This is a genomic window from Burkholderia cepacia (assembly GCF_001718835.1).
GTDB lineage: Bacteria > Pseudomonadota > Gammaproteobacteria > Burkholderiales > Burkholderiaceae > Burkholderia > Burkholderia cepacia_F.
On sequence record NZ_CP013443.1, the window covers coordinates 2,516,553 to 2,532,832 of the forward strand.

Consider the following 16,280-nt stretch of genomic DNA (forward strand, 5'->3'; position numbering starts at 1 on the left):
CACGCCATTATACAAAGGCGACCGGAATCGCGCCGTCGCGCCACGCGACGGCGACCTGCGTCAAAGCGCCTTGGGTGCGGCGAGCACGACACCGCCGGCTGCGGCGGGCAACGGCTTCGCCACGTCGTCGACCAGCCCGAACGACACCGCACGCGCCAGTTCGGCGGATGCCTGGTGAACCGCGAGCGGGCCACGCGACGGCGCGTCGCCGACGGCGTGCAGATAAGCGGCAGCCGCGAGCGGAACGACGATTGCCAGCGGCCAGTACATCGATATTGTCTTTTTCATGATGCGGACCTCCTTGACCTCGTACCCCGAAACCCAATTCCGGGGACTACAGACGAGATTCTATAGACCGCATCTATCGAGATAAATATCCAAATAGCGAACGCACTGTTGTCGCCGGATGAACAGTCGTCAGCCGAGGTGGCTTTGCGACGCTGCGTACAGCTCGCGGAACGTGCGCCCGGTCGGGGTCGGCATGTCGCGCGTATCCATCCAGCCGCCCATCATCGGCAGGCGCCGCAGCGTGCCGCCGGCGCCCAGCCGCTCGAGGACGCGCACCGCAAGCTTCGTCGTCAGCGCGTACAGCATCGGCCGCCGCGCGACGAAACCCCATGCAGCGAGCGCCGCCCGCTCGCGCCACGGCCGCAGGTGCCGCTCGACCTGCTTCTCGCGCAGCGTGCGCAACAGATGCGACAACGGAATCCCGGCCGGGCAGACGCTGTCGCATTCTCCGCAAAGCGTCGCGGCCTGCGGCAGATCCAGCGCGCGATCGAGCCCGACGTAGCTCGGCGTCAGCACGGACCCCATCGGCCCCGGATAGACCCAGCCGTACGCATGGCCGCCGACCTTCTGGTAAACCGGACAATGGTTCATGCATGCGCCGCAGCGGATGCAACGCAGCATCTCCTGGAACTCGCCGCCGATCAGCCCCGTGCGGCCGCCGTCGACGAGCACCACGTAGTTGTGCTCGGGGCCGTCCTCGTCGTCCGGCCCGCGCGGCCCGGTCAGCAGCGAGAAATAGTTCGACGTCTTCTGCCCCGTCGCGGAGCGCGGCAGCAGGCGCATCGCGGTCGCGAGATCCTCGAGCGTCGGCAGCACCTTCTCGATACCCGTCACCGCCACGTGCACGCGCGGCATCACCGTGCACATCCCCTCGTTCCCTTCGTTCGTCACGATCGCGACCGAACCGGTCTCGGCAATCACGAAGTTGCCGCCGGTCACGCCCATGTCGGCCGACATGAAATGCGGGCGCAGCACCTCGCGCGCCTCCCGCGTCATGTCCGGAATCTCGGTGAGCCGCTCGCGGTGGTGCGTGCGCGCGAACAGGTCGGCGATCTCGTCCTTGTCCTTGTGCACGACGGGCGCGATGATGTGGCTCGGCGGCTCGTTGTCGTTGATCTGCAGGATGTATTCGCCGAGATCCGTCTCGATCGACTGCACGCCCATTTCCGCGAGTACCGCGTTCAGGCGCATTTCCTCCGACACCATCGACTTGGTCTTGATGACCTTCTTCACGTCGTGGCGGCGCGCGATGTCGGCCACGAGCCGCGCCGCGTCCGCCGTCGTTTCGGCGAACAGCACCGTCGTGCCGCGCCGCGTCGCCTCGCGCTCGAATGCCTCGAGCCACACGTCGAGGTTCTCCAGCGCGCGGTTGCGGCGCGCCTTCAGCGCGGCCCGCGTGGCCGGGAAGTCGATCGCGGTCATCGCGTCGGCGCGCGCGGACACGAACTTCGTCGACAGCTTCTTCAGGTTCTGCTGCAGGCGCTGGTCGGCCAGCTTCTGGCCGGCGCGCGCCTTGAAATGCATCGATTGGACTTGCATCGCGGTATCGGGGAAAAGTGAGCGGAACCGGGCGTCAGACGTCGCCCGCCAGCACCTGCGCGACGTGCAGCACGCGCGTGTCGCGGTCGCCGGTGCGGCGCAACCGCCCTTCGATGTTCAGCATGCAGCCGAGATCGCCGAGCACGACGGCGCCCGCGCCCGACGCGCGCACGTTCGCACACTTCTCGTCCGCGATGGCCGCCGAGATGTCGCCGTACTTCACCGCAAACGTGCCGCCGAAGCCGCAGCAGTGCTCGCAGTCCTTCATCTCGGTGACCGCGACGCCGCGCTGCGCAAGCAGCGCGCGCGGCTGTGCCTTCACGCCGAGCTCGCGCAGGCCCGAGCACGAATCGTGATAGGTGACGGGCCCCGTGAATTCACCCGGCGCGAGCGAGACCTTCGCGACGTTCGCCAGGAAATCGGTCAGTTCATGGACCCTCTGCTGGAACCGCGTGTAGCGCCCCATCAGCTCGGGGTCGTCGCGGAACAGGTCGCCGTAGTGCGCGCGGATCATCCCGCCGCATGAACCCGACGGCGCGACGACGTAATCGAACTGCTCGAACTCGCGCAGCGTCTTTTCCGCGAGATCGCGGGCGAGCGCGCGGTCGCCCGAGTTGTAGGCCGGCTGGCCGCAGCAGGTCTGCGCGGGCGGCACGATCACCTCGTAGCCGGCGTCGCGAATCAGCTTGAGCGCCGAAAAACCGATTTCCGGACGCATCAGATCGACCAGGCAGGTCACGAACAAACCGACTCGCATACGTGCTCCTTCGAGAAAACGGCTCTCATTATCCGCCGTTTGGCCGGCGAGACCAACGCCGGCTCGCGTGCAAGCCCGCCCTGCGCGAAACGAGGACTTCCTCGAACGGCGTTCGCTTTTTTCACGATACGAGATACAATCGTTGCAACACCGCTTGCCGCGTCAACCGATTTCTCCCCCGACATGAGCCAACCCACCCCGGATTCCAAAACGTCGATCCAGGTGATCGAACGCATGATGCGGTTGCTGGACGCGCTCGCCGCGCACAGTGACCCCGTGAGCCTGAAGGAACTTGCGCAGCGCACGGAGCTGCACCCGTCTACGGCGCACCGCATCCTCAACGACATGGTGACCTGCCGCCTCGTCGACCGCTCCGATCCCGGCACGTATCGCCTCGGCATGCGGCTGCTGGAGCTCGGCAACCTCGTGAAGGCACGCCTGTCGGTACGCGACGCGGCGCTGATGCCGATGCGCGAGCTGCACCGTCTCACCGGGCAGACCGTGAACCTGTCGGTGCGCCAGGGCGACGAGATCGTCTACATCGAGCGCGCGTATTCGGAGCGCTCGGGGATGCAGGTCGTCCGTGCGATCGGCGGCCGCGCGCCGCTGCACCTCACGTCGGTCGGCAAGCTGTTCCTTGCAGCCGACGAAACGTCGCGCGTGCGCGCCTATGCGACGCGCACGGGGCTGTCCGGCCACACGCAGAACAGCATCACCGATATCGCGAAGCTCGAGCGCGAGCTGACGATCGTCCGCCAGCAATCGTGCGCACGCGACAACGAGGAACTGGAGCTCGGCGTGCGCTGTATCGCGGCCGGCATCTACGACGATTCGGGCAAGCTCGTCGCGGGCCTGTCGCTGTCGGCGCCGGCCGATCGTCTCCAGGATGCGTGGCTCGGCCAGTTGAGCCGTACTGCCCTCACCATTTCGGAATCGCTCGGCTACCGGCCGGAAAACGCGAAGGAACTGGACGGCCTGCAGCGGCAGGCCTGAACCGCCGCCGCGCGATTCATTGGACGAAAAAAAGCCCCGCGACGCGGGGCTTTTTGCTGGATGCGGCTTTTCAGGTGCCGCCGTTCGACGCATTGGCCGCCGTCAGGCGCTCGCCGCCGCCGGCGTCGAGCCAGTTGCGCAGGCGCGCCGCGTCGGCGAAACGCGAATACTTGCCGAACGAATCGAGCAGCACCATCACCATCGGCCGGCCGTGGATCGTCGCCTGCATCACGAGGCATTCGCCCGCTTCGTTGATGAAGCCCGTCTTCTGCAGACCGATGTCCCACGAGCCGTTGCCGCGGATCAGCGCGTTCGTGCTGTTGTAGGCGAGATTGCGCTTGCCCGTGTACACCTCGTAGCTGCGATCGGTCGAGAACTGACGGATCATCGGGTACTGGTACGCCGCATTGACCATCTTCACCAGATCGCGCGCGCTCGACACGTTCGAGCTCGACAGGCCGGTCGAATTCTCGAAATGGGTATCGGCCATGCCGAGCGACTTCGCCTTCGCGTTCATCGCGGCGATGAACGCCGGACGACCGCCCGGGTAATAACGCGACAGCGCGGCGGCCGCGCGGTTTTCCGACGCCATCAGCGCGATGTGCAGCATGTCTTCACGCGACAGCACCGAGCCGACCGACAGGCGCGAGCCCGTGCCCTTCTCGTAGTCGCGATCTTCGTCGGTGACTTCGATCTGGTCGGCCATCGGCGCCTTCGAGTCGAGCACGACCATCGCGGTCATCAGCTTCGAGATCGACGCGATCGGCACGACGGCGTGCGAATTCTTGTCGAACAGCGGCTCGCCGGAATTCTGGTCGACGACGTACGCGACGCTCGAACGCAGCGCGAGCGCGTCCGGCGTGTCGTGCAGGCCGAACGCCTGGCCGACGCTCTGCCGGCGCGGCTGGAACGCGACCTTGCGAACCGCGCCGTGGTGGCGCACGTTCGCGGCAAGCGTCGCGCGCTTGCGTGCCGATTTCGCGCGCGGCGCGTCGTCGGCGGACGCCGATTTCACCGACTTCTTCGCGGACGAAGCAGTCGCTTTCTTCTTGGCGGCTTGCTGGGTCTTCGCAGTGGCGGCAAAAGCGTCAGCGGGCGTGACGGACGCGGTGGTCGCCAGCAAGGCGACAGCGACCGACACAGCCGTGCCGAGCGTCATGCTCTGCAACAATCTGCGCGGTGAAAACGATTCGGCTTTCATTGGGGTCTGGACAAAGCGGGCGGGAGGTTTCCGCAAGTGTAGTTAAAGCTGAAAAAAAGAGCAATATTAGGCACTTACCGATCGTCGTTAAACCGGAATGTAAGCGTCATCGAAGCTTCGATCGATCGACACCCCCGCCCCCATCAAAAAAAATCATGACGGGTGCACAGCCCCACAGTGCTCGTATCCCGATTACCCCTCGGTTAATTGAGATAACGTCACTTCGGAGGCGATTTAAAGCGGGGAAACTACGTATCCGGCGCTCGGAGCGCCAAACTGCGCGCGTGTCGGGCCCTGGCGAAGGCACTTCGCCCCGAGCCGCACGAAACGGCGCGCTTTTCGACAAGAACAAGAGCACAACGTTCCACCCCCCTGTCAGGTTTACCTGCGCGCGATCCTGGTGCGGCCGACGTGCGCGCGGTGCGTGCGCACCATGTGGGAAAGCGCGTGGAACCGTTTCCTTAACGCGACGATAACTCGTTGTTTTATCGATAATTTGTCGCGATTGTGCAACGCACAAAAAATACTTGACATCCGTTTTCTCTGCCCTAAAATAGGCCTCATTGCTGCGTTGCACAAAGCACGCGCATCCGAGGTTCCCCGTCGTAGTGCCCTTTACCCTGCGATCGACGCGATCGCTTTTCAGGAGCTGGACATGTCCTTGCTGACCCCCGAGCAAATCGCCGCTGCACAGAAAGCCAACCTCGAAAGCCTGTTCGGTCTGACGACCAAGGCGTTCGAAGGCGTCGAAAAGCTGATCGAACTCAACCTGCAGGTCGTGAAGTCGACGCTGGCCGAAGGCCAGGAAAACGCACAGCGCCTGCTGTCGGTGAAGGACGCACAGGAACTGATCGCACTGCAAGCCAGCCTGTCGCAGCCGGTCGCGGAAAAGGTGCTGTCGTACGGTCGTCACCTGTACGAAATCGCATCGTCGACGCAAGCCGAGTTCGCGAAGGTTGCAGAAGCGCAATTCGAAGAGCAGAACAAGAAGGTCCAGGCACTCGTCGACAACGTCGCGAAGAACGCCCCGGCCGGTTCGGAAACGGCTGTCGCCGCACTGAAGTCGGCACTGAACGCCGCGAACACCACGTACGAAACGGTTCAGAAGGCCACGAAGCAAGCCGTCGAAATCGCTGAAACGAACTTCAACGCCGCTGCTGCCGTCGCAACGAAGGCTGCCAGCGCCGCTGCATCGCGCCGCGCAACCAAGCCGGCTGCGTAAGCCAGCGCTTCCGTCGCTCCGGAAAGGCCGCGCCCAGCGCGGCTTTTCTTTTTTGGGGCGCGACCGACGCGGCTGCGGGAGCTCGACGGTCCTGTCGGCTCCGCTGCATCCGGTCCTTGCGCGATCATCCGGACAGCGTCGCCCCGCCCCCGACTGAACAAACGCAAAAAACGGCGCTTCCCCGATTTGCGGGAAGCGCCGTTTTGCTGTGCCGGCGCGCGGCGGCGCCGGCGGCATTGCAGCGATGCGTTACTTCTTGCGCTGCGGCGGCAGGTCCGTACAGACGCCTTCGTACAGTTCGGCGGCCATGCCGACCGATTCGCCGAGCGTCGGGTGCGGATGGATCGTCTTGCCGATGTCTTCCGCGTCCGCGCCCATCTCGACGGCGAGGCACACTTCGCTGATCAGGTCGCCCGCGTTCAGGCCGACGATGCCGCCGCCGATCACGCGATGGGTTTCCTCGTCGAAGATCAGCTTCGTGAAGCCTTCGTCGCGGCCGTTCGCGATCGCGCGGCCCGATGCGGCCCACGGGAACACCGCCTTGCCGTACTTGATGCCTTCGGCCTTGCACTGGTCTTCCGTCTTGCCGGCCCACGCCACTTCCGGATCGGTGTAGGCCACCGACGGGATCTGCAGTGCATCGAAATACGCCTTCTCGCCGTGCGCGGCTTCCGCTGCGACGTGGCCTTCATGCACGGCCTTGTGCGCGAGCATCGGCTGGCCGACGACGTCGCCGATCGCGAAGATGTGCGGGACGTTCGTGCGCATCTGCTTGTCGACGTCGATAAAGCCGCGATCCGTGACGGCGACGCCCGCCTTGTCGGCGCCGATCTTCTTGCCGTTCGGGCTGCGGCCGACCGCGACCAGCACGAGGTCGTAGCGCTGCGCTTCCGCCGGGGCCTTCTCGCCCTCGAACTTCACGTAGATGCCGTCTTCCTTCGCTTCCGCGCCGACCGTCTTGGTCTTCAGCATCACGTTGCCGAAGCGCTTCGCGTTGTACTTTTCCCAGACCTTCACGAGATCGCGGTCCGCGCCCATCATCAGGCCGTCCATCATTTCGACGACGTCGATCTCGGCGCCGAGCGTCGAGTACACCGTCGCCATTTCGAGGCCGATGATGCCGCCGCCGATCACGAGCATGCGCTTCGGCAGCTGGCGCAGTTCGAGCGCGCCGGTCGAATCGACGACGCGCGGGTCTTCCGGCATGAACGGCAGCTTCACGGCCTGCGAGCCCGCCGCGATGATCGCCTGCTTGAACCTGACGACCTTCTTGCCGTTTTCGCCCTGCACTTCCATGTGGAACGGATCGACGAATGCGCCGACGCCCGTGACCACTTCGACCTTGCGTGCCTTGGCCATGCCGGCGAGGCCCGTCGTCAGTTTCTTGACGACGCCGCCCTTGAAGTCGCGCAGCTTGTCGAGATCGATTTCCGGCTTGCCGAACGTGATGCCGTGCGATGCGAGCGCCGCGGCTTCCTCGACGACGAGCGACGTGTGCAGCAGCGCTTTCGACGGGATGCAGCCCACGTTCAGGCACACGCCGCCGAGCGTCGAATAGCGTTCGACGAGCACCGTCTTCATACCGAGGTCGGCTGCGCGGAACGCGGCCGAATAGCCGCCGGGGCCGGCGCCGAGCACGAGCATGTCGCACTCGATGTCGGCGGCGCCGGCATAGCTGCCTGCCTGCGGCGCGGCCGCCGGAGCGGCTGCGGGCGCGGCCGGCGCTGCGGGCTTGGCCGGCTCGGCGGCCTTCGCGGGCGCCGCGGCAGCGGCTGCCGCTTCGACGATGGCGATGACGGTGCCTTGCGAGACTTTCTCGCCGGCCTTGACCTTGACTTCCTTGACGGTGCCGGCGACGTCGCTGGGCACTTCCATGGAGGCTTTGTCCGATTCGAGCGTGATGAGCGTCTGCTCTTTTTCGATCACGTCGCCCGGCTTCACGTTGACTTCGATGACATCGACGCCGCTGAAATCGCCGATATCCGGAACCTTGACTTCGATGAGACTCATTACTGTCCCCTTCTTGATTAGCTGCAGACAGAGAGAGGGAGAAACTCGCGAGTGAACTACGGCCTGACTGGAGAACGGGGGCATGGGCAGAACCACCTTTGCCGTCCGCCCAAGGACGCGCCTTTCTTTTGGTTACTTTTCTTTGGCAAGACAAAGAAAAGTGACCGCCGCCCCGCGCAGGGGCGACGCTAGCAGACCGTCATGAAAGCCAGTTCAACGACGAGGCGCGGATAACCGACAGAAAACCCACGCCCCTGCGAGAAACGCCCACGCTCATCAAAGAATCACTCGACGGAAGTCGCCCAGGAGCGCGCCGAGATACGCATTGAACCGCGCGGCTTCCGCGCCATCGATCACGCGATGGTCGTACGACAGCGACAGCGGCAGCGTCAGGCGCGGCACGAACTGCTTGCCGTCCCACACCGGCTTCATCTGCCCGCGCGACAACCCGAGGATCGCCACTTCCGGCGCGTTGATGATCGGCGTGAAATTGGTGCCGCCGATCCCGCCGAGCGACGAGATCGAGAAGCAGCCGCCCTGCATCTGGTCCGGCTTCAGCTTGCCGTCGCGGGCGGCCTTCGACAGCTCGGCCATTTCCTTCGCGATATCGACGAGCCCTTTCTTGTCCGCATCGCGGATCACCGGCACGACGAGGCCGTTCGGCGTGTCCGCGGCAAAACCGATGTGGTAGTACTGCTTGAACACCAGGTTGTCGCCGTCGAGGCTCGCGTTGAAGGTCGGGAATTTCTTCAGCGCGGCGACGACCGCCTTGATCACGAACGCGAGCATCGTGAACTTCACGCCCGCCTTTTCGTGCTCCTTGTTCAGTTGCACGCGCAGCGCTTCGAGCTCGGTGATGTCCGCTTCGTCGTTGTTCGTGACGTGCGGAATCATCACCCAGTTGCGATGCAGGTTCGCGCCCGAGATCTTCTTGATGCGCGACAGCGGCTTCGCCTCGAACGGGCCGAACTTCGAGAAATCGACCTTCGGCCACGGCAGCAGGTTCAGCTCGCCGCCGCCTGCCGGCGCGGCTGCCGCGCCCGGTGCCGCGCGCTGGCCGGTCATCACGCCCTTCACGAAGCCCGTGACGTCTTCCTTCGTGATACGGCCCTTCGGACCCGAGCCCTGCACGCGCGCGACTTCGACACCGAGTTCGCGCGCGAACTTGCGCACCGACGGCGATGCGTGGCTGGCGCGGTATTCGCCCGACGGCGCGGCGGCCGGTGCGGGTGCCGCAGCCGGAGCCGGCGCAGCCTTCGGCGCGGGCGCCGCGGCGGCCGGGGCCGGAGCGGCTGCGGCCGCCGGCGCGCTCGCCTGCGGCGCCGCTGCGGCGGCCGGCGCACCTGCGGCTTCGAGCAGCACGATCAGCGTGCCTTCCGACACCGAATCACCCACCTTGACCTTGATTTCCTTCACGACGCCCGCTGCCGGGCTCGGCACGTCCATCGTCGCCTTGTCCGACTCGAGCGTGACGAGCGACTGCTCCTTCTCGACCGTGTCGCCGACCTTCACGCCGATCTCGATCACCGGCACGTCCTTGTAGTCGCCGATGTCCGGCACCTTCACTTCGAGCGTGCCGCCGGCTGCTGCCGGTGCGGCAGCCGGCGCCGGAGCGGGCGCCGCCGCCGGGGCCGCGGCCGGCGCAGCCGCGCCGTTGGCCTGCGCCGCGGCGGCGCCTTCGAGCAGGATGATCAGCGAGCCTTCCGACACGGAATCGCCCACCTTGACCTTGATTTCCTTCACGACGCCGCCTACCGGGCTCGGCACGTCCATCGTCGCCTTGTCCGACTCGAGCGTGACGAGCGACTGCTCGGGCTCGACCGTGTCGCCGACCTTCACGCGCATCTCGATGACCGGCACGTCCTTGTAATCGCCGATGTCCGGCACCTTCACTTCGATCGCTTGACTCATCTGTTTCTGTCTCCATGGCCGCGCGCGCTCCTCGCGGGAGCGACGCGCGGCATCACACGGCGTGTGCGTTAAACGGTCATCGGGTTGGGCTTCGACGGATCGAGGTTGTACTTGGCGATCGCGTCCGCGACCACCTTGCGCTCGATCGTGCCCTCGTCGGCCAGCGCGTTGAGCGCGGCGACGGTGACCCAGTGACGGTCGACTTCGAAGAAGTGACGCAGCTTCTCGCGGGTATCCGAGCGGCCGAAACCGTCGGTGCCCAGCACGACGAAGCGGCGATCGATCTGGCCGCGGATCTGGTCGACCAGCGCGCGAACGTAGTCGGTCGACGCGATGACCGGGCCCTGCGTGTCCTTCAGGCACTTCTGCACGTGCGACAGGCGACGCTCCTCGGTCGGATGGAGCAGGTTCCAGCGCTCGACCTGGTGGCCTTCACGCGCCAGCTCGGTGAAGCTCGGCACGCTCCACAGGTCGGCGGCGACACCCCAGTCGTTCTTCAGCAGGTCGGCGGCAGCGATCACTTCGTTGAAGATCGTGCCCGCGCCGAGCAGTTGAACGCGCGGCGCCTTCTTGTCGGCGTCGGCCTTCCTGAACGCGTACATGCCCTTGATGATGTCGGCCGCCACGTGCTCGCCCTGCGGAATCGCCGGGTGCTCGTAGTTCTCGTTCATCACCGTGATGTAGTAGTACACGTCTTCCTGGTCCTGCACCATGCGGCGCAGGCCGTCCTGGACGATCACCGCGAGTTCGTAGCCGAAGGTCGGGTCGTAGCTCACGCAGTTCGGCACCGATGCCGCCCACAGGAGCGAGTGGCCGTCTTCGTGCTGCAGGCCTTCGCCGTTCAGCGTCGTGCGGCCCGCGGTACCGCCGAGCAGGAAGCCGCGCGAACGCATGTCGCCCGCGGCCCATGCCAGGTCGCCGATCCGCTGGAAGCCGAACATCGAATAGAAGATGTAGAACGGCACCATGATCTCGCCGTGCGTCGAATACGACGTCGCCGCCGCGATCCAGTCGCACATGCCGCCTGCTTCGTTGATGCCTTCCTGCAGGATCTGGCCGGTCTCCGATTCCTTGTAGAACATCAGCTGGTCGGAATCTTCCGGCACGTACTTCTGGCCCTGCTGGTTCCAGATACCGATCTGGCGGAACAGGCCTTCCATGCCGAACGTACGCGATTCGTCCGGGACGATCGGCACGACGCGCTTGCCGAGCGCCTTGTCCTTCAGCAGGATGTTCAGGATCCGCACGAACGCCATCGTCGTCGAGATCTCGCGGCCCTCGCCCGTGCCCTTCAGCAGCGGTTCGAACGCGTCGAGCGCCGGCACCGGCAGCGACGTCGCCTTCTCGCGGCGATGCGGCAGGTAGCCGCCGAGATCCATGCGCTGCTTGCGCATGTATTCGAGTTCCTTCGAGCCTTCCTCGAACTTCAGGTACGGCACGTCGGCGATCTGCTCGTCGGTGATCGGCAGGCGGAACTGGTCACGGAACTTCTTCAGTTGCTCGACCGGCAGCTTCTTCTGCTGGTGCGTGATGTTCATCGCCTGGCCCGATTCGCCCATCCCGTAGCCCTTGATGGTCTTCGCGAGAATGACGGTCGGCGCGCCCTTCGTGTTCGTGGCTTCGTGGAAAGCCGCGTAGATCTTGTGCGGATCGTGGCCGCCGCGGTTCAGCGCCCAGATGTCGTCGTCGGACCAGTCCGCGACGAGCGCCTTCAGTTCAGGCGTGTTGAAGAAGTGCTCGCGCACGAACGCGCCCGACTCCGACTTGTACGTCTGGTACTCGCCGTCGACGACTTCCATCATGCGGCGCATCAGTGCGCCCGTCTTGTCGCGGGCGAACAGCGCGTCCCAGCGGCTGCCCCAGATCACCTTGATCACGTTCCAGCCGGCGCCGCGGAATTCCGATTCCAGTTCCTGGATGATCTTGCCGTTGCCGCGCACCGGGCCGTCGAGACGCTGCAGGTTGCAGTTGATCACGAACACGAGGTTGTCGAGCTTTTCGCGGCTCGCCATGCCGATCGCGCCGAGCGATTCCGGCTCGTCCGTCTCGCCGTCGCCGAGGAATGCCCACACCTTGCGGCCTTCCGTCTTCGCGATGCCGCGCGCTTCCAGATACTTCATGAAGCGTGCCTGGTAGATCGCCATGATCGGGCCGAGGCCCATCGACACGGTCGGGAACTGCCAGAAGTCGGGCATCAGCCACGGGTGCGGGTACGACGAAATGCCGTTGCCGTCGACTTCCTGGCGGAAGTTGTCGAGCTGCTCTTCCTTCAGGCGGCCGAGCAGGAATGCGCGCGAGTACACGCCCGGCGACGAGTGGCCCTGCACGAACACGAGATCGCCGCCGTGCTGCTCGGACGCTGCGTGCCAGAAATGGTTGTAGCCGACGTCATAGAGCGTCGCGGCCGACGCGAACGACGCGATGTGGCCGCCGACGTTCGTGTCCTTGCCTGCACGCAGCACCATCGCCAGCGCGTTCCAGCGCGTGTACGAACGGATGCGGTGCTCGATGTCCTGGTCGCCCGGGATCTTCGCCTGGGCTTCGACCGGAATCGTGTTGATGTACGGGGTATTGGCGGAGAACGGCAGGTGTTCGCCGTGCATGCGGGCGAATTCGATCTGCTTTTCGATCAGGTAATGCGCGCGGCCGGTGCCCACGGAGGAGATCACGCCATCGAGCGACTCCAGCCACTCGACGGTTTCTTGCGGGTCGTCGTCATGTTCGGCGGCGACATATTTCATCACTTCGTTCGGTACAGCGGACATTCTCGTCTCCTGGGGTCCTGGAATGTGAGGATCGCTCTCGTGCAGACGACGCGACGCGACCGGCTGCGGGCAAGCTCCAGCGGATTGTAATGAGCGTGCGCGGGCCTGCGCAACAAAATTTTCGAATTGTGAGATCTTTTCTCGCAATGCGAAATATTGCTGCGCTGCACCCATATTTCGGGGCTCTCCGGCGGGTCCCGGCGGAACAAATCCGTTTCCGTTCAACATATCCGGTATAGGTTTTCCATGTATTGCGCTGCGCTACAATCCTGCCATGTTGACCGATCGGCTTTTCGCACGCTCGGCGCGACCGTCGGGCCCGCCGGCGGAGTCGCAGCCGTCCCGTTGGCACCACGGACCGTGGTGGTCCAATTCCTATTTGCTGACGCCACTGCTGTCGATCCTCGTGTTCCTGGTGGTGATGAGCCTCATCCTGTGGAGCCTCAACCGCCGCGAACAGCAGCAGCAGGAAGACACCCTGTTCCGTAACGTCGCGTGGGCGCAGCAGCAGATCCGCCTGTCGATGACGGGTGCGCAGGAACAGCTCCAGGCATTGTCGCGCGATCTCGCGTCCGGCCGTCTCGACCAGAACGCGTTCCAGATGGCCGTCGCGGACGTGATGCAGACGCATCCGGAAATCCTCTACCTGAACTGGTACACGTCGCCCGGCGTGCAGCGCTGGCCGACCGTGCATCCGCCGCTGCTCGGCCAGCGGCTCGCGAAGCCCGGCGAAGCGCAGATGCAGGACGCCGTGCGCGGCGCGTACGACGAGGCGCGCAGCACGCGCCGCCAGGCCTATTCGCCGCTGATCTACGACGACTTCGGCAACGGCTTCATCACGCTGCAGACGCCCGTGATGCGCGGCGACCGCGAGTACCTCGGCTCGATCGCCGCGGTGTTCTCGGTCGAAGGCATCCTGAAGCACGACATCCCGCAGGAGCTGTCGTCGAAGTACAAGATCTCGATCACCGACGCGAACAACCGCGAGTTGTCGTCCACGTCGACGCGCCCGCGCCTGCCGCGCGACTCGCACTACGACCTGCCGCTCGATCCGCCCGGCCAGGGGCTGACCGTGCGCGTGTACGCATTCCCGCAGCTCACGAACCTCACCAACAACACGCTCGTATGGCTCGTGGCGGGCCTGTCGTGCTTCGTGCTGTGGAGCCTCTGGAGCCTGTGGAAGCACACGCGCCAGCGCTTCGAGGCGCAGCAGGCGCTGTACGCGGAAGCGTTCTTCCGCCGCGCGATGGAGAATTCGGTGCTGATCGGCATGCGCGTGCTCGACATGCACGGCCGCATCACGCACGTGAACCCCGCGTTCTGCCGGATGACGGGCTGGGACGAGACCGACCTCGTCGGCAAGGTCGCGCCGTTTCCGTACTGGCCGCGCGACGCCTACCCGGAAATGCAGCGCCAGCTCGACATGACGCTGCGCGGCAAGGCGCCGAGCTCGGGCTTCGAGCTGCGCGTGCGGCGCAAGAACGGCACGCTGTTCCATGCGCGCCTGTACGTGTCGCCGCTGATCGACAGTTCGGGCCGCCAGACCGGCTGGATGTCGTCGATGACCGACATCACCGAACCGAAGCGTGCGCGCGAGGAACTCGCGGCCGCGCACGAGCGCTTCACGACGGTGCTCGAAAGCCTCGACGCCGCGGTGTCGGTACTGGCCGCCGACGAAGCCGAGCTGCTGTTCGCGAACCGCTACTACCGCCACCTGTTCGGCATTCGCCCGGACGGCCATCTCGAGCTGTCGGGCGGCGGCTTCGACCGCGCGCAGGCCTCGTCCGACTCGATCGACATGGTCGACGCGTTCGCGGGCCTGCCGGCCGCCGCGCTGACGAGCAGCACGGCGGACGCGCAGGAAGTGTACGTCGAGAGCATCCAGAAGTGGTTCGAGGTGCGCCGCCAGTACATCCAGTGGGTGGACGGCCACCTCGCGCAGATGCAGATCGCGACCGACATCACGACCCGCAAGAAGGCGCAGGAACTCGCGCACCAGCAGGAAGAAAAACTGCAGTTCACGAGCCGATTGATGACGATGGGCGAAATGGCGTCGTCGATTGCTCACGAATTGAACCAGCCGCTCGCTGCGATCAACAACTACTGTTCGGGCACGCTCGCGCTCGTGAAGAGCGGCCGCGGCACGCCGGAGACGCTGCAGCCCGCGCTGGAAAAGACCGCGCAGCAGGCGCTGCGCGCCGGGATGATCGTCAAGCGGATCCGCGAATTCGTGAAGCGCAGCGAACCGAAGCGCCAGCCGGCGCGGGTCGCGGACATCGTCGCCGACGCGGTCGGGCTCGCCGAAATCGAGGCCAGGAAGCGCAGGATCCGGATCGTCACGGAAATCCTCGCAAGAATGCCTATTATTTATGTCGACCCCGTGCTGATCGAGCAGGTGCTCGTGAACCTGATGAAGAACGCGGCCGAGGCGATGGCCGACGTGAAGCCGGCGTCGGCGGACGGCGTGATCCGCGTCATCGCCGACATCGAAGCGGGATTCGTCGACATCCGCGTGATCGACCAGGGCCCGGGCGTCGACGAAGCGACCGCCGAGCGCCTGTTCGAACCGTTTTACAGCACCAAGTCCGACGGCATGGGCATGGGGCTGAACATCTGCCGTTCGATCATCGAATCGCATCGGGGGCGTCTGTGGGTGGTCAACAACGTCGAGCCGGATGGCCGCATTTCCGGCGCGACGTTCCACTGCAGCCTGCCCATTGGGGAACCCGCTGATCTCGGCCAAGGGGGGCGCGAGGCATCGGCATCACATACCGTTACGGGAGAACTATGAATAGCCCTGTCACCACCACTCAGGAAACCGTCTTCGTCGTCGACGACGACGAGGCCGTACGGGACTCGCTGCGCTGGCTGCTGGAGGCGAACGGCTATCGCGTGCAATGCTTCTCGAGCGCCGAGCAGTTCCTCGATGCGTACCAGCCGGCGCAGCAGGCCGGCCAGATCGCGTGCCTGATCCTCGACGTGCGGATGTCGGGCATGAGCGGTCTCGAGCTGCAGGAACGCCTGATCGCCGACAATGCCGCGCTGCCGATCATCTTCGTCACGGGCCACGGCGACGTGCCGATGGCCGTGTCGACGATGAAAAAGGGTGCGATGGACTTTATCGAGAAACCGTTCGACGAAGCCGAGTTGCGCAAGCTCGTCGAGCGGATGCTCGACAAGGCCCGAAGCGAAAGCAAGAGCGTCCAGGAGCAGCGTGCCGCGAGCGAACGCCTGTCGAAGCTGACCGCGCGCGAGCAGCAGGTGCTCGAACGGATCATCGCGGGCCGCCTGAACAAGCAGATCGCCGACGATCTCGGCATCAGCATCAAGACGGTCGAAGCGCACCGCGCGAACATCATGGAAAAGCTCAACGTCAACACGGTGGCCGACCTGCTGCGCCTCGCGCTGTCGAAGAAGCAGGCCTGAGCCCCGTCGCGGCCCGGCTGAGCCTGCCGGGCCCGCGCGCCGCCCCGCCCCGACGCGGCCTGACCGCAGGGCGGCGACTTCACTTTCGGGCGGCAGGCGATCCTGCCGCAGGCGATCCCGCGGCCCGCCGATGACGCTTTCCGTGTATTCACTGTCGGACGACGGCAG

At 65.3% G+C, this 16,280-nt stretch carries 11 protein-coding genes and 2 pseudogenes; 4 read left to right on the forward strand and 9 right to left on the reverse strand.

All coding sequences use genetic code 11. The features are described from left to right. Nucleotides 1–60 precede the first annotated feature (60 nt). The 3 genes from WT26_RS14855 to WT26_RS14865 all read right to left on the reverse strand — a co-directional run bounded on the left by WT26_RS14855 (nt 61) and on the right by WT26_RS14865 (nt 2,584). Nucleotides 61–288, reverse strand: coding sequence for a hypothetical protein (locus WT26_RS14855; protein ID WP_042584374.1), 228 nt, complete (start codon nt 286–288; stop codon nt 61–63). Between the two features lie 129 nt (nt 289–417). Next, entirely contained in the window at nt 418–1,827 is a 1,410-nt protein-coding gene (locus tag WT26_RS14860) for a lactate utilization protein B (RefSeq protein ID WP_059532054.1), read from the reverse strand. A 34-nt stretch (nt 1,828–1,861) separates the two neighbouring features. After that, nucleotides 1,862–2,584, reverse strand: a complete 723-nt coding sequence (locus WT26_RS14865) for a (Fe-S)-binding protein (RefSeq protein ID WP_069273164.1) — start codon at nt 2,582–2,584, stop codon at nt 1,862–1,864. Between the two features lie 183 nt (nt 2,585–2,767). Between WT26_RS14865 and WT26_RS14870 the strand changes: the two genes are divergently transcribed. Beyond that, nucleotides 2,768–3,577 carry an IclR family transcriptional regulator gene (locus tag WT26_RS14870; protein WP_069273165.1) on the forward strand — a complete coding sequence of 270 codons (810 nt, stop codon included), beginning with the start codon at nt 2,768–2,770 and terminating at the stop codon, nt 3,575–3,577. A 70-nt stretch (nt 3,578–3,647) separates the two neighbouring features. Here WT26_RS14870 and pbpG read toward each other — a convergent pair whose 3' ends face one another. Next, nucleotides 3,648–4,778, reverse strand: a complete 1,131-nt coding sequence (gene pbpG, locus WT26_RS14875) for a D-alanyl-D-alanine endopeptidase (protein WP_069273166.1) — start codon at nt 4,776–4,778, stop codon at nt 3,648–3,650. A 655-nt stretch (nt 4,779–5,433) separates the two neighbouring features. Here pbpG and WT26_RS14880 point away from each other — a divergent pair. Then, complete coding sequence (locus tag WT26_RS14880) at nt 5,434–6,000, forward strand: phasin family protein (RefSeq protein WP_069273167.1); 567 nt, start codon at nt 5,434–5,436, stop codon at nt 5,998–6,000. A gap of 249 nt (nt 6,001–6,249) precedes the next feature. On the opposite strand, the gene lpdA is transcribed toward WT26_RS14880, so the two are convergent. The 5 genes and pseudogenes from lpdA to WT26_RS39060 form a co-directional block, all read right to left on the reverse strand. Next, a complete protein-coding gene (gene lpdA / locus WT26_RS14885; RefSeq protein ID WP_069273168.1) occupies nt 6,250–8,010 on the reverse strand; it encodes a dihydrolipoyl dehydrogenase in 1,761 nt (586 codons plus the stop codon). A 116-nt stretch (nt 8,011–8,126) separates the two neighbouring features. Beyond that, nucleotides 8,127–8,198 (reverse strand): annotated as a pseudogene (locus WT26_RS38930) (ion transporter); the annotation flags it as partial. Between the two features lie 88 nt (nt 8,199–8,286). After that, nucleotides 8,287–9,921, reverse strand: a complete 1,635-nt coding sequence (gene aceF / locus WT26_RS14890; protein WP_069273169.1) for a dihydrolipoyllysine-residue acetyltransferase — start codon at nt 9,919–9,921, stop codon at nt 8,287–8,289. A gap of 68 nt (nt 9,922–9,989) precedes the next feature. Continuing rightward, nucleotides 9,990–12,686 carry a pyruvate dehydrogenase (acetyl-transferring), homodimeric type gene (gene aceE, locus WT26_RS14895; protein ID WP_069273170.1) on the reverse strand — a complete coding sequence of 899 codons (2,697 nt, stop codon included), beginning with the start codon at nt 12,684–12,686 and terminating at the stop codon, nt 9,990–9,992. A 137-nt stretch (nt 12,687–12,823) separates the two neighbouring features. After that, nucleotides 12,824–13,041: pseudogene (locus WT26_RS39060) on the reverse strand (hypothetical protein); the annotation flags it as partial. Here WT26_RS39060 and fixL point away from each other — a divergent pair. Both fixL and fixJ read left to right on the forward strand, forming a co-directional pair. After that, nucleotides 12,961–15,477 carry an oxygen sensor histidine kinase FixL gene (gene fixL / locus WT26_RS14900; RefSeq protein ID WP_027786960.1) on the forward strand — a complete coding sequence of 839 codons (2,517 nt, stop codon included), beginning with the start codon at nt 12,961–12,963 and terminating at the stop codon, nt 15,475–15,477. The pseudogene WT26_RS39060 and the gene fixL sit on opposite strands and share 81 nt — an antisense overlap. Next, complete coding sequence (gene fixJ / locus WT26_RS14905; RefSeq protein WP_006493245.1) at nt 15,474–16,112, forward strand: oxygen response regulator transcription factor FixJ; 639 nt, start codon at nt 15,474–15,476, stop codon at nt 16,110–16,112. The genes fixL and fixJ overlap by 4 nt, the downstream gene beginning before the upstream one ends. The last annotated feature ends 168 nt before the right edge of the window (nt 16,113–16,280 follow it).